General features: G+C 40.6%; 12 protein-coding genes. 5 read left to right on the plus strand and 7 right to left on the minus strand.

All coding sequences use genetic code 11. The features are described from left to right. Positions 1-50: 50 nt before the first annotated feature. From pyc to glsA, 4 genes are all read right to left on the minus strand, one after another. Positions 51-3,497 carry a pyruvate carboxylase gene (gene pyc, locus LCD34_RS17285; protein ID WP_224559783.1) on the minus strand — a complete coding sequence of 1,149 codons (3,447 nt, stop codon included), beginning with the start codon at positions 3,495-3,497 and terminating at the stop codon, positions 51-53. Positions 3,498-3,576: 79 nt separating this feature from the next. Further along, positions 3,577-4,788: a putative lipid II flippase FtsW gene (gene ftsW / locus LCD34_RS17290; protein ID WP_008345051.1), complete on the minus strand. Its 1,212-nt coding sequence runs from the start codon at positions 4,786-4,788 to the stop codon at positions 3,577-3,579. Between the two features lie 210 nt (positions 4,789-4,998). Continuing rightward, positions 4,999-5,280, minus strand: a complete 282-nt coding sequence (locus LCD34_RS17295; RefSeq protein ID WP_003212509.1) for a YlaN family protein — start codon at positions 5,278-5,280, stop codon at positions 4,999-5,001. 122 nt (positions 5,281-5,402) lie between these two features. Then, positions 5,403-6,332: a glutaminase A gene (glsA, locus tag LCD34_RS17300; protein ID WP_035392166.1), complete on the minus strand. Its 930-nt coding sequence runs from the start codon at positions 6,330-6,332 to the stop codon at positions 5,403-5,405. Positions 6,333-6,452: 120 nt separating this feature from the next. On the opposite strand from glsA, the gene LCD34_RS17305 reads away from it, so the two are divergent. Then, positions 6,453-6,935, plus strand: a complete 483-nt coding sequence (locus LCD34_RS17305) for a hypothetical protein (protein ID WP_008345056.1) — start codon at positions 6,453-6,455, stop codon at positions 6,933-6,935. 15 nt (positions 6,936-6,950) lie between these two features. Here the strand turns inward: LCD34_RS17305 and LCD34_RS17310 are convergent, their stop codons facing one another. Continuing rightward, complete coding sequence (locus LCD34_RS17310) at positions 6,951-8,273, minus strand: PhoH family protein (RefSeq protein ID WP_025207279.1); 1,323 nt, start codon at positions 8,271-8,273, stop codon at positions 6,951-6,953. A 140-nt stretch (positions 8,274-8,413) separates the two neighbouring features. On the opposite strand from LCD34_RS17310, the gene LCD34_RS17315 reads away from it, so the two are divergent. Together LCD34_RS17315 and LCD34_RS17320 are read left to right on the plus strand one after the other, a co-directional pair. Further along, positions 8,414-9,031 carry a YhcN/YlaJ family sporulation lipoprotein gene (locus LCD34_RS17315; RefSeq protein WP_008345059.1) on the plus strand — a complete coding sequence of 206 codons (618 nt, stop codon included), beginning with the start codon at positions 8,414-8,416 and terminating at the stop codon, positions 9,029-9,031. A 308-nt stretch (positions 9,032-9,339) separates the two neighbouring features. After that, on the plus strand, positions 9,340-9,570 hold the full coding sequence (locus LCD34_RS17320) for a YlaI family protein (RefSeq protein ID WP_008345063.1): 231 nt from the start codon (positions 9,340-9,342) through the stop codon (positions 9,568-9,570). Between the two features lie 29 nt (positions 9,571-9,599). On the opposite strand, the gene LCD34_RS17325 is transcribed toward LCD34_RS17320, so the two are convergent. Beyond that, positions 9,600-9,881, minus strand: coding sequence for a YlaH-like family protein (locus tag LCD34_RS17325; protein ID WP_045034298.1), 282 nt, complete (start codon positions 9,879-9,881; stop codon positions 9,600-9,602). A gap of 96 nt (positions 9,882-9,977) precedes the next feature. Next, complete coding sequence (typA, locus tag LCD34_RS17330; RefSeq protein WP_008345068.1) at positions 9,978-11,816, minus strand: translational GTPase TypA; 1,839 nt, start codon at positions 11,814-11,816, stop codon at positions 9,978-9,980. Between the two features lie 113 nt (positions 11,817-11,929). Between typA and LCD34_RS17335 the strand changes: the two genes are divergently transcribed. Both LCD34_RS17335 and LCD34_RS17340 read left to right on the plus strand, forming a co-directional pair. Beyond that, positions 11,930-12,109: a DUF5325 family protein gene (locus LCD34_RS17335; protein ID WP_008345070.1), complete on the plus strand. Its 180-nt coding sequence runs from the start codon at positions 11,930-11,932 to the stop codon at positions 12,107-12,109. A gap of 273 nt (positions 12,110-12,382) precedes the next feature. Further along, on the plus strand, positions 12,383-13,018 hold the full coding sequence (locus LCD34_RS17340; RefSeq protein WP_035700632.1) for a hypothetical protein: 636 nt from the start codon (positions 12,383-12,385) through the stop codon (positions 13,016-13,018). The last annotated feature ends 19 nt before the right edge of the window (positions 13,019-13,037 follow it).

Genomic DNA, 13,037 nt, shown 5'->3' on the forward strand with positions numbered 1-13,037 from the left:
TTTTAATGCGCTCAAAAAAAAGACACATCGCAGTGGATGTGTCTCACTCATTATTCAGGCTTTAAGACAATCAACAGATCTCCAGTTTGAATCCCTTCTCCATTCGTGACATGAATTTCATCCACGACTGCTGAGAACGGTGCTTGTACCGTCGTTTCCATTTTCATCGCTTCATTGATCATCAAATGCTCACCTTGAGAAATTTTCTGTCCTTTTTCAACAAGCACTTTGATCACAGTGCCTGGCATCGATGCCGCAATGTGATTTGGATTTGAGCGATCTGCCTTCATTTTTTCTTGAACGGAGGATTTGATGCTTTCATCCTTAATGACCACTTCACGCGGCTGTCCATTCAGCTCAAAGTAAAGCACTCTTGTAGCATCTGGATTCGGTTCTCCAATTGACACGAGTTTGACAATGAGGGTTTTCCCTTTTTCAATTTCTACCTCAATTTCTTCACCAAGTCTCATGCCGTAGAAGAAGGTTGGTGTGTCAAGAACAGAGATGTCTCCATAACTTTCTGCTGTTTGAACAAATTCAGAAAAGACTTTCGGGTATAAAGCATATGCAATGGCATCTTGTTCTGTTAACGTCAAGTCATGTGATTCTTTGAACTGCTTTTTGATTTCTTCAAAGTCCACTGGTTTCAGTTTCTCACCTGGTCTGACAGTAAGCGGCTCCTCCCCTTTTAAAATCAGCTTTTGCAATTTTTCTGGGAATCCGCCATGAGGCTGTCCTAAATAACCTTTAAACAATTCAACAACCGAATCTGGGAAATCCAGTGTTGCTCCTTTTTCATAAACATCCTCTTCTGTCAGATCGTTTTGCACCATATAAAGTGCCATATCTCCGACTACTTTAGAAGACGGTGTCACTTTCACAATGTCACCAAACATGTCATTTACACGTCTGTACATTTCTTTTACTTCATTCCAGCGGTCGCCAAGGCCGACTCCTTTCGCCTGCTGTTGCAGGTTACTATACTGGCCACCAGGCATTTCATGCTCATAAATTTCTGTATGCGGTGAATTCATTCCGCTTTCAAACTCATGGTAATATTTTCTGACGGAATCCCAATATTGAGAAAGACGTTCAACCGCTTGAACATTCATTTCGGGCTTTCTTTCATGTCCGTCTAAAGCATAATATAATGAGCTCGCACTTGGTTGTGATGTGAGCCCCGCCATAGAGCTGACAGCAACATCAACAATATCAACACCTGCATCAATCGCTCTTGCATAGGTGAAGAGTCCATTTCCACTCGTATCGTGTGTATGAAGATGGATTGGAATCGTGAGCTCGTCTTTTAGAGCCGATACAAGTTCATAAGCCGCCTGCGGTTTTAATAATCCCGCCATATCTTTGATGCCTAAAATATGAGCGCCTGCGGATTCAAGCTCCTTCGCAAGAGAGACATAATATTTCAAATCATATTTCGGACGTGATGGATCAAGAATATCACCTGTATAACAAATCGCTGCCTCTGCCACTTTGCCGGATTCACGAACAGAATCAATGGCAAGCGTCATGCCTTTGATCCAGTTTAGACTGTCGAAAATACGGAAGACGTCAATGCCTGCCTCTGCCGATTCCTTTACAAATGCTTTAATCACATTATCCGCATAGTTTGTATATCCGACAGCGTTTGATGATCTTAATAGCATTTGGAACAAAGTGTTTGGCACTTCTTGACGAAGCTCTTTCAATCTTTCCCAAGGATCTTCTTTCAAGAAACGATATGCCACATCAAAGGTAGCACCGCCCCACATCTCCATACTGAATAACTCTGGCCATAAACCTGCTGTTGGCTGAGCAACTTTCTTTAAGTCGTGTGTTCTAAAGCGTGTTGCAAGCAGGGATTGATGTGCGTCTCTAAAGGTTGTATCCGTTAAGAGTACACCGCTTTGCTCTTTCACCCAATTGGCGAGCCCCTCAGGTCCATGCTTGTCTAACAATTGTTTCGTTCCAGAAGGAATCGTTTCATGGACAGCAAGTTTCGGCACATTTGGTTGATCAAAATGAGGCTTCTTATTTTCCGAAATACCAGGGAACCCATTAATGGTAACGTTACCAATATAAGTAAGCATTTTCGTTCCGCGGTCTTTTTGCTTAGGAAAGTTAAATAGCTCTGGTGTCGAATCAATAAACGATGTATCATATTCCCCTCTTAGAAACTTCTCGTGCTTTGCAACGTTTTCAAGAAACGGGATATTTGTTTTAATGCCGCGAATCCTGAATTCTTGTAAATTTCGGACCATTTTAGCCGCAGCTTGATCGAAAGTAAGTGCCCAAGTAGACAGCTTGACCAACAGTGAATCGTAAAAAGGCGTAATCACCGCACCTTGGAAGCTGTTCCCTGTATCAAGACGTACACCAAAACCACCGCCTGAACGGTAAGCCATAATTTTTCCTGTATCTGGCATAAAATCATTCAAAGGATCTTCTGTTGTGACCCTTGATTGAATGGCAAATCCATGTGTAAAGATATCTTCTTGTTTTGGTATCCCGACTTCTTTGCTGTGAAGGTCATGTCCTTTTGCGACAAGAATTTGGGTTTGGACGATATCGACACCTGTGATCATTTCTGTGATCGTGTGTTCCACCTGGACCCTAGGATTGACTTCAATAAAATAAAACTCCCCATTTGCCACTAGGAATTCTACAGTCCCTGCATTGATATACGATACATTCTGCGCCAGCTGAACAGCCGCTTCACAGATGTCTTCACGCAATTGATTAGAAAGAGACACACTTGGTGCAACCTCAATGACTTTTTGATGACGCCTTTGAACAGAGCAGTCACGCTCATATAAATGAATGATATTGCCGTGATTGTCTCCAATCACCTGCACTTCAATATGTTTCGGATTTTCAATCAGCTTTTCAACGTATACTTCGTCATTTCCAAAAGCCGCTTTCGCCTCTGACTTTGCACGGTCATAGGCTTCGCTCAGCTCCTCTTTTGATCTGACAATCCGCATACCTCGGCCGCCGCCTCCAAGTGAAGCTTTAATAATAAACGGGTAACCGTATTCTTCACCGAATTTTTCGACTTCTTTGACCGAATCAACCGGCCCGTCACTTCCTGGAATGACTGGAATCCCAGCTTTTTTCGCTTCATCTCTCGCTTTTACTTTATCTCCAAACATATCTAAATGTTGAGAAGTTGGGCCGATGAATTGGATGCCTTCCTCTTCGCATCGTCTTGCAAAATGAATGTTTTCAGATAAAAATCCGTATCCTGGATGAATCGCATCCACGTCATTTCGTTTTGCAATTTCGATGATCCCCTCGATATCAAGGTAGGCATCAATCGGCTTTTTCCCTTCTCCAACTAGATATGCTTCATCGGCTTTATAGCGATGATAAGAGCCCGAGTCTTCTTTGGAGTAAATGGCCACTGTACGTAAGTTGAGCTCCGTACAGGCCCTAAAGACTCTGATAGCGATTTCCCCTCTGTTTGCAACTAGAACCTTTTGAATTGTTCTCTGTGACATTCTCACTCCTCCATATCCCTTAAAATTTTATATGTACTCTATAATAAAGGAAGAAATGAAAACTGTACACTTTTGTTTTCTAAAGATTCAAAGTTTTCTGCAATCCATTTTTTTGAATCGATGGTTTGCTGATTGATTTTTTCTTTTTATAACGCTCTTTATATTCAGTGAACATGCTGATATTCAGCAATATTCCCATACATCCACTCAGTAAAATGATAGAGGATCCCCCGTAGCTGATAAACGGAAGTGTAACCCCAGTGATCGGAATGAGCCCTGAAACACCGCCCAAATTAATACACGTTTGGATGGCAATCATTGAAGAAATTCCTATTGCAAGCAAACTTCCAAACGGATCTTCACACTTTCTCGCAATGTAAAAACCTTTCACGACAATAAAGCCAAGGAGAGCAAGGACAAAAAATACACCGAAAAAACCAAGCTCTTCCGAGATAATTGCCATGATAAAATCTGTATGCGGTTCTGGAAGGTATCCATACTTTTGTACACTCTCTCCAAGACCAAGACCAAAAAAGCCGCCTGATCCAATCGCATAATATGAATTAATCAATTGATGCCCAGAAGCGCCTGCGTCTTTAAATGGATCTTGGAAACTCTCAAAACGTCCAAGACGATTCTGCGTGAAAATTTTATCCCAAAAAAGAATAATAAACGGTGTCACAACAACCATCACCGCACTAAATAAAGCGAGCAGCTTGGCCAGCGTTTTACCGCTAAACCCTGAGCATAAAATCATCGCAAGGGCAATCATACCAATGATAAAAGCTGTCCCATAGTCTGGCTGCAAAATAATAAATCCGCATAGGATGGAGACAACCACAATTGGAGGTGTAACCCCTCTTAAAATATGGTCAATATAATGCTGCTTCTTTGCATAGACAGCAGCAAGATAAATGATGACAACGATCTTCACGAATTCCGCTGGCTGAAGACTAAAAGGTCCAAATTTGATCCAGCTTCTAGCATTCCCTGCAATGTGACCGCCAAAGTACACATAAATGAGAGAAAACACAGATAGCAAAAGCATCACAATTTGGAATCTTTTATTTAAGAGCAGCTGATACGGAATGAGGGCTGTAAAAATCAAGATGACCGCCCCGACAATCATAAATAAAAGCTGTTTCTTGAAAAAATTATCTGGCGCAGCATCATATCTGATCACAGATGTAATCATACTTGAGCTATACACCATCACCAAGCCGAATGCGCTAATTAATATAATGGCGAACAATAATGAGTAGTCATACGATTTTAGCATTCTCTTTAACATATAATCCTCTTCCTAACGTCTATTTCTACTGCTTGATATTCTCTTCTCTTAGCTGTTCTTATTCTACTACATTTTCTCCGTTTGATCCCGTTTTACCTCTTTATATTGTTCGTCTTTCATGAGACAATCAAGTCCGTTTGGCATCAATCAAAATAAAAAGGCGGACAAAAAAACTCAAACTTATGTTGTGGAAGTTTGAGTTTTCAATCATTATTTTTTTGTGAACGCATCATGAAGTGCGGATAGTTCTCTCTCAAGTTTATCGAGTAGTTTTTTGCCTTCATGTTGATCAACTAATCCAAGCCGGACAGCGAAATCAATTTCTCTCGATAATCCGAACATTTGAGTATCTAAAACCTCTTCATAAAGAGGACATTGCGGCATCGTTAAGTTGTCCATTTGCACTTGGATCAATTTTAAAATTTTATCTGCATCCAATTTTAATAAAGCCAGTGCTTTTTGCCGATGATCGACTAAAATTTCTGACGCCAAAAGTATCCCTCCGTTCCCCAGGCGAGTACCTAATTCTTCTATTTATCATAAAGCGAAACGCCCAAAATTGCAAGCAGATTTGTACAGTTCGCTCTGTAAAAATAAAAAGAAGCCATTCGTCATTAAAAGATACTCATCTCATATTTTTCACTCATGAGCTCAAGCAGCTTAATACCCGCAATACTATTCCCTTTTTCATCCAAAGCAGGCCCGAATATACCTATCCCAAAGTCGTATGGCGCCGCCCCCATAATTCCGCCTGAAACACCACTTTTAGCAGGGATTCCGATATTGATCGCAAATTCCCCGCTCGCATTGTACATACCGCATGTAACCATAAACGTTTTACAAATTCTAGCGACATCTTTCGAAAGGATTTGCTTTCCTGTCTCTGGATGCCTGCCATCTAATGAAAAAACACATGCGATCTTCGCCAAATCCAGGCTGTTCATCATGACGGCGCATTGCTTCGTATAGACGTCCATCACCTCTTCTACATTCCCTTTAATGATATGATATTGCTTCATATAATAGCACATTGCGCGGTTAATCATTGATGTTTCAAATTCGGATGCAGCGGTTTCTTTGCAATATGTAATGGTGGTGTCATTGGCAAGCTCTCTAATAAAACCAAGCAGCCGGTTCAGCTGATCTTGCGGCGTTGCCCCTCTTATTAAACTTGTAACGGCAAGCGCTCCTGCATTAATCATTGGGTTAAGCGGCTTATTTGGGCTTGCTGTCTCTAGTTTAATCATCGAATTAAACGGGTCGCCAGTCGGTTCTTGTCCAACATATTGAAACACTTTTTTCGGTCCTTCTTCTGAGAGCACGAGCGCCAGTGCTAATACTTTTGAAATACTTTGCAGGGTGAATCGTTTATCAACATTTCCTGCTGAGTGGCACGTATTACTCACATGATAAACAGCGACAGATAAATCCGATTGATCCGCTTTACCGAGTGCCGGAATATAGGATGCTACCTTTCCATTTTTGGCCACCTTTTTTGCCTCTTCTACAAATCGCTGAAGCTCTTCATTGTCACGACATGCCATGCCCAAAATCCTCCCTGTTTTTCGTCTAATCGTAGTTTGTACAAGGAGGTGCATGTTTATGAAAGTGACAAAGCGGGCGAAAACTTCTATAATTTATGTTGGAAAGGGGTTGTCTTGAACATGAGCATTATTCAAATCAAGGGGAACGTACAATACAAGATCACCATTGATCCGAGTGTATGGATTTTTGATGACCGTAAATTTTTAATGGATTCATTTTTTGAGAAAAGTGCAGCAAACGAAGAGCAGCAGCTAGATCAGGAGCTTGATCAAGAGCGGGTCATAAGAGAAGGTCAAACACTTCCACCCACATTAAAAACAGAGAAAAAATACGAAAAAGAAAGACTTGTCACAGGCAGCTTCGGGATGAAACTTGGCGACATGATAAAAAATGCAGAACCGCTCGAACAAGCGGAGACGTGTGAATTTGTCACAGAAACAGAAACAATTGCTGTTCCGCTCTCTAAGGCGATGGATAGCATTGCCCATTTCAGCCAAAATGGAAAACCTATAACAGAAGAAGGACCAATCCACGTTTATTTCGAGGATCAGTCCAACATCACTCAGCCGATTAAAGGCGTCAAAGAGTTAATCATTACATAAGATGGCGGGTCTGGACTATAATAAATCAGCTGCAAGCTGTGCAAGTCCAGACCTTTCTCCTTTGACAAGCTTGACATGTCCAGATATTTGCTGCCCTTTGAAACGCTCAATGACATATGTGAGCCCATTATTTAAGCTGTCTAAATAAGGGTGATCAATCTGCTCTGGGTCTCCCATCAGCACAATTTTACTTCCCTCACCAACCCGCGTTAATAATGTTTTTACTTCGTGTTTTGTTAAATTTTGCGCCTCATCGATAATGATAAATTGATCAGGGATACTTCTCCCGCGAATATACGTTAAAGCTTCCACTTGAATTGAACCGATGCCCGCTAGTATCGCATCGAGTTCACCAGGTTTTTTTGTGTTAAATAAAAATTCTAGGTTGTCATAGATCGGCTGCATCCACGGTCTGAGTTTCTCTTCTTTTTCGCCTGGCAAATACCCTAAGTCCTTACCAACAGGAACAATGGAGCGGGCCACGATGAGCTTTTTAAACATACCGAGGTCCTCTGTCTGCATTAATCCAGCAGCAAGTGCAAGCAGTGTCTTTCCTGTTCCCGCTTTTCCGATAAGTGTCACAAGCGGAATATCGCGGCGTAAAAGTAACTCAAGCGCCATCGTTTGCTGGACATTTTTTGGGCGAATTCCCCAAATATGTTCTTGGTCATAAATAAGCCGTTTCACATGCTCTGCTTTTTGATCAAGCATCCCCAAAGCAGAACCACCCTCATTTCCCTTCATAATAACAAATTGATGAGGGTTTAATGGCGTTTGGGTGACGTCTTTTATCGGTAACTGATTTTGCTTATAAAATGTATTCAGCTGCTCAGTCGGAATATAGAGCTCGTGATAGCCGTTATCAATGTCTTCATTTTGTAGCACACGATCGCTTAAGAAATCCTCTGCTTGCAGACCAATGGCATCTGCCTTTACTCGCACCAGGACATCTTTGCTGACCAAAATGACAGGCCGGCCATCCGGTTTTGTTTCTTCCTCTAAGCTCAAATTCTTCGCAACAGCCAAAATCCGGTTATCGTTTGTTTTTTCGATGAAAATTTCTTGAAGTTCATGGAAAGAGCGATGATTCAGCTCAATACGCAGCGTTCCTTTTGACTCCAGCGTAATTTTTTCATGCAGTTTCCCTTTCGATCTCAACCCGTCGATTAAACGTGAGACACGTCGTGCATTTTGCCCAACCTCGTCCATATATCTTTTTTTCGAGTCTACTTCTTCTAACACTACGGCCGGAATCACGACCTCGTTGTCTTCAAATGAAAAGATTGAATTCGGATCCTGTAATAACACATTTGTGTCTAATACATAAATTTTACTCAGGTCCTTCGCCTCCTGATCGGGGTTTCATTCATCCTTGTCTTTCCAAAAACGATTGTTAAAATATATGTTTTCATGAATAAAGTTAGAAGGTTAATTCAACAATAAAATAAATCATGCAGTTTGTGAAGGAGGGAATACACATGCGACTATTTTTGACGTTATTCATGGTTCAAACCATTCTTTTATTAGGCGCTTGCCAACATCAAGAGAAGCCTTTGGCACAAGAACATCAAGACGGAAACAAGCATTTAGTAAGAGTATCAGACTCATCCAAGAAAAACACTGACAAAGCCCGCCCATCAACAGATGTGGCAAAACACCTAGTGAATGTGACTGAGCATGTAGCAGATGTAAATGACGCAACAGCGATCGTCATCGGCAAGTATGCTGTCGTCGGCATTGATGTAAAAGATGATTTAGATAGAAGCAAAGTTGAAACCATTAAATATTCAGTCGCCAAAGCACTGAAAAATGATCCAGAAGGTGCGAATGCTGTGGTCGTCGCTGATCCTGATACAGTGAGCCGTTTAAAGGAAATGGGCAAAGAAATTCAAGCAGGCAGGCCAGTAAGCGGTATTATGGATGAACTAGCAGCCATTGTGGGACGTGTGATGCCAGAAATGCCTCGAAATGAAATCGACCGTAACGAAACAGATCCGACAAATGATCCGAACCATCAGCTCAAGCAACAAGATCAAAAGCAATTAGAAAAAAACCAAAACGATCAATCAAACCATCATATGAATCAGAAGAAATAATGAGAACGGCTTATATCTCTTGTGATATAAGCTTTAGATTGTTGACAAAGGGCTAAAATGAACTTTATTTTGGCTCTTTGTCTTCTTTTCAGCGTGATAGAAAACCTTTGCACTCTAGGAAGGACGAGCATCGGCGCGGTGCGAATTTGACATTCGTGAGCACCGAAGCGCAGGACTGACACCGAATGCGAGGGTTTGCCTACACGCTGCGGCTTATATCTCTTGTGATATAAGCCTTTTTTATACTGATTTTAAGTGGCTCAAAAAACATGCTATAATGAAGGCATGACCAAAGTGAGGTGAAAATGATGAGAGTGAAGTGCTCATTATGTGAAAAGCTTGAAACCATTAATGATGATACACTTGTTGCTAAACGGTTAAGAAATCGACCGATTCATACATATATGTGCGATGACTGCCAAGAAAGAATTAAAGTAAAGACAGAGGCACGCATCAAAACTGGCAGATTCTCTCTTTATCAAGATCCTGCGACGAAAGAGAAAAAGAAGAAAAAAGGAAAAAAAGAACAGAAGACATAAAAAAGACCTGACACAAGTTCAGGTCTTTTTTACGTACTCACTGTTCCTTCTTTTTTCGCACGATGCAGCCGTATTTTATAAATAATCAAAATGACAGCTGCCACAACCAGGCCTTCTGCGACTGGCAAGAAGATACCTAGAAATGTGAGAAACGTGCAGCCAAAAATCAAAAACAAATAAATGACAAGTGCTTTTAAAATCGGTAAACGTCTAGCAAAGCCGAGTTTAAAAACAATAATCGCTAAAACAAGGATGGTGCCATATAGGAGCCACATCCCTGTTTGCGGATTTTCATCGACACGAAACAGCATCGCGAAAAAGGATAGATTCTCACTTACTTCCTGATCATTCAAAAAGATTCCCTCCCCTTATCTTTCAGGGTTCTATCTTTTTAATTCTTCATGGAATTAAGATAATCCTGCTAGCTTTTTCTTCTTCGCTGCTTTTTCACGTTCATTTTTATCTAAAATTTTCTTTCTTAAACGGATCGATTCCGGTGTAACCTCACAGTATTCGTCTTCATTTAAGTACTCAAGAGATTCCTCAAGTGACATAATACGTGGTTTTTTCATACTAACCGTTTGATCTTTTGTCGCTGAACGTACGTTTGTTTGTTGTTTCATACGGCTCACGTTGACAACAAGATCGTTTTCACGGTTATGCTCACCAACAATCATTCCTTGGTATACTTCAACACCCGGCTCAACGAAAATCACACCGCGCTCTTCAACGCCTTGGATTCCGTAAGCAGTTGCTTTACCTGTTTCCATTGAAACAAGTACACCTTGACGGCGTCCGCCAACTTGACCAGACTGCATCGGCTGGTAGCTGTCAAATGTATGGTTCAAAATACCAAAACCACGAGTTAATGAAAGAAATTCAGTTGTATATCCGATTAAACCACGTGATGGAACTGTAAAGATCAGGCGAACTTGACCGTTACCATTATTGATCATGTCAATCATTTCACCTTTTCTTGCACCCATTGATTCCATAACAGAGCCAGTATGCTCTTCAGGTACATCAATTTGAACACGCTCTACAGGCTCACATCGAACACCATCTACTTCTTTTACAATAACTTCTGGCTTCGATACTTGCAGTTCAAATCCTTCACGTCTCATATTCTCAATCAGAATTGATAAGTGAAGCTCACCGCGTCCTGATACAACCCAAGCATCAGGTGAATCCGTTGGATCTACACGAAGACTTACGTCTGTTTGAAGCTGCTGTTCTAAACGCTCTTCAATTTTACGTGATGTCACATACTTTCCTTCACGGCCTGCAAATGGGCTGTTATTCACAACAAATGTCATTTGAAGTGTCGGCTCATCAATACGAAGGATCGGCAAAGCCTCTTGGTGTTCTACCGGGCAGACTGTTTCACCTACGTTGATGTCTTCCATACCAGATACTGCGACAAGATCTCCAGCTTTCGCTTCATTGATTTCCACTCGTTTTAACCCTTGGAAACCAAAAATCTTCGTCACGCGGAATTGTTTTACACTGCCATCCACTTTCATTAGAGCAACTTGCTGTCCTACTTGCATCGTTCCTCTAAATACACGACCAATTCCAATTCTTCCAACATAATCATTGTAATCAAGTAGCGCCACTTGGAATTGAAGCGGCTCTTCATGGTTGTCGACTGGGCATGGGATATGGTTGACAATCGCTTCAAACAACGATTCCATGTTTTCATCTTGCTTACTAGCATCGTTACTTGCTGTACCATTGATTGCTGATGCATATACAACTGGGAATTCAAGCTGTTCTTCTGTTGCATCCAATTCAATGAACAAGTCAATGACTTCATCGACTACTTCAGCTGGACGAGCAAAGTCACGGTCAATTTTATTGACAACAACAATTGGTGTTAAGTTTTGCTCAAGTGCTTTTTTTAGCACGAATCGTGTTTGAGGCATACAACCTTCATATGCATCCACAACGAGAAGTACACCATCTACCATTTTCATGATACGCTCAACTTCACCACCGAAATCGGCGTGTCCTGGTGTATCTAAAATATTAATGCGTGTATCTTTATAATGGATCGCAGTATTTTTAGCTAAGATCGTAATACCGCGCTCTCGCTCTAAATCATTTGAATCCATGGCTCTCTCAGCGATATTTTCATTCGCACGGAAAGTACCAGCTTGATGGAGCAATTGGTCAACAAGCGTCGTTTTACCATGGTCAACGTGGGCAATAATTGCGATGTTGCGAAGGTCTTTTCGAAGTTTCACATTTTCATCTCCTAAAATAATTAGATAACTTTCATATTATATCACAATCCCCTTTAAATGCCGATCGTTTTTCTGTAAACTTATATTAACTCTAAAAAAAGGGATGGAGACAAATGAAACAAATCAAATGGCTTCTATTATTATGTGCATTACTTGCCGTCGTCAGTATGGCGTTTATTGGAGTGTCTGTTGCAGAAAAAAGCATACTGGGAACATGCTTAAGTATTGTGTTCGCCATGATTTTCATGGGTACAGGATTTACATTAAAACGAAAATTAAACGTACAATCATAAAATTTATGAAAAGCCTTTTACATTTTACATGTAGAAGGCTTTTATTTTGGGTAAAAACAAGACCAACCACCTATGTAATCCTAGTGATTCAACTAAAAAATTCATATAGTGTTGGCAAATCTAAGCAATCTGAACTCTTCCATTTTTCGACAAGAACTTTTATAGTTCTCCAAAATCAAACAAAAAGTTACATTTTTCCTATTCTTCCACAAAGTTTCTCATGGTATGCTGTTCTTGCAACAAAATTTAACAGAAAAGGGAGAGAAAAGAAGCATGAAGAAGTTTTTGAGCAAATCGCTCAGCTCTGTTGTATTTTTCGCTTTAGCTATCATTTTTACTTTCACAACAGTAGCTCCTGGGCAAGCAAGTGCTGCAACTTTCAAAGGGATTCCTTTTGAGCAGCAACAAATTATTAAAGATTTATTGGAGAAAAACGAGCGTGTTATCAGCATTCTCATCAATTCATTTGTTGAGGAAGACAACAACTACACATTTGATGTGAAAAAAGCTGTTGAGCTCGGTCTTACTGAAGAAGAAGCGGCGACTGCTGAGAAATTCTTAGATCGCGCAGCTGTTCTTACAATCGTTTTCAGTGAAAGCATCACTAAAAACGAAAAAGGAAAATTAGTTTTTGATGCAGAAAAAGCTGTTGAACTTGGTCTTACTAAAGAAGAAGCAACTAAATTCGAAAAGCTTTTCAAATCAGTGATCAGAATTGTTGATCTTGCTGGTGATGCACTTGTTCTAGACAAAAAAGGAAACGTTGTAATTGATTCTAAAATCGCTAAAGGTCTTGGATTCAGCTCTACTGAATTACTTGTTTTCAACCAATTGCTTAAGAAAATTCCTCAAGAGCAATTAAAAACGTTCTATGATGCAGTTCAAATTGCTAAAGAAAAATTGAACTAAGCTCAAAAAACCCCCATCC

Origin of the sequence: Bacillus sp. RAR_M1_44 (assembly GCF_020165935.1) — a bacterium.
In the GTDB taxonomy this organism is placed as follows: domain Bacteria; phylum Bacillota; class Bacilli; order Bacillales; family Bacillaceae; genus Bacillus; species Bacillus altitudinis.

Excerpts from the sequence above, each read along its gene's own strand:
- pyc (WP_224559783.1), bottom strand. The coding sequence starts at position 3,497 with ATGTCACAGAGAACAATTCAAAAGGTTCTAGTTGCAAACAGAGGGGAA.
- ftsW (WP_008345051.1), bottom strand. The coding sequence starts at position 4,788 with ATGTTAAAGAGAATGCTAAAATCGTATGACTACTCATTATTGTTCGCC.
- glsA (WP_035392166.1), bottom strand. The coding sequence starts at position 6,332 with ATGGCATGTCGTGACAATGAAGAGCTTCAGCGATTTGTAGAAGAGGCA.
- LCD34_RS17305 (WP_008345056.1), top strand. The coding sequence starts at position 6,453 with ATGAGCATTATTCAAATCAAGGGGAACGTACAATACAAGATCACCATT.
- LCD34_RS17315 (WP_008345059.1), top strand. The coding sequence starts at position 8,414 with ATGCGACTATTTTTGACGTTATTCATGGTTCAAACCATTCTTTTATTA.
- LCD34_RS17320 (WP_008345063.1), top strand. The coding sequence starts at position 9,340 with ATGAGAGTGAAGTGCTCATTATGTGAAAAGCTTGAAACCATTAATGAT.
- LCD34_RS17325 (WP_045034298.1), bottom strand. The coding sequence starts at position 9,881 with ATGCTGTTTCGTGTCGATGAAAATCCGCAAACAGGGATGTGGCTCCTA.
- LCD34_RS17335 (WP_008345070.1), top strand. The coding sequence starts at position 11,930 with ATGAAACAAATCAAATGGCTTCTATTATTATGTGCATTACTTGCCGTC.
- LCD34_RS17340 (WP_035700632.1), top strand. The coding sequence starts at position 12,383 with ATGAAGAAGTTTTTGAGCAAATCGCTCAGCTCTGTTGTATTTTTCGCT.